The organism is Microbacterium sp. CFSPD4_SD4 (assembly GCF_057364585.1).
Genome location: NZ_JBNFOC010000026.1, coordinates 1 through 561, shown reverse-complemented (window position 1 = coordinate 561; position 561 = coordinate 1). Strand labels below are relative to the sequence as shown.

General features: G+C 64.2%; 1 protein-coding gene. It reads left to right on the top strand.

The features are described 5' to 3' along the window. Positions 1-140 precede the first annotated feature (140 nt). The coding region (locus tag AC2W7E_RS16235) for a two-component system sensor histidine kinase NtrB (RefSeq protein WP_485989528.1) at positions 141-561 on the top strand (421 nt) is incomplete at its 3' end.

Genomic DNA, 561 nt, shown 5'->3' with positions numbered 1-561 from the left:
CCCTCCAGCCCCTGCGCAACACGCTGGCCACCGGGATCCCCTTCACCAAACGCGAAGCCAGTTGAACCTGAGCAATGGCCAGGCGCTGATTGCCGATTATTCGGTCACGCCGGTCAGGCGCAGAGGAGCGCAACTGGGTATTGCTGGAATTGCTGCCCCGTGACCGGCTGCTGCGCATCACCCGGGAGGAGGCGCAGCTGTCCAAGCAGGAAGTGACCCGGATACTGGTACGCGGGCTGGCCCATGAGATCAAGAATCCGCTGGGTGGCATCCGCGGTGCGGCGCAGCTGCTGGCCCGGGAACTGCCGCAGCCGGAGCTGCAGGACTACACCGACGTGATCATCCAGGAGGCCGATCGCCTGCGTAACCTGGTCGATCGCATGCTTGGCCCCTACCGCCCGCCGCAGCTGTCACGCATCAACATCCATGAGATCACCGAGCGGGTCTGCAGCCTGGTGGAAGCCGAAACCCAGGGTGACCTGCAACTGCTGCGTGATTACGATCCGAGCATCCCGGACCTGATGGGTGACCGCGAACAGCTGATCCAGGCGGTGCTGAACA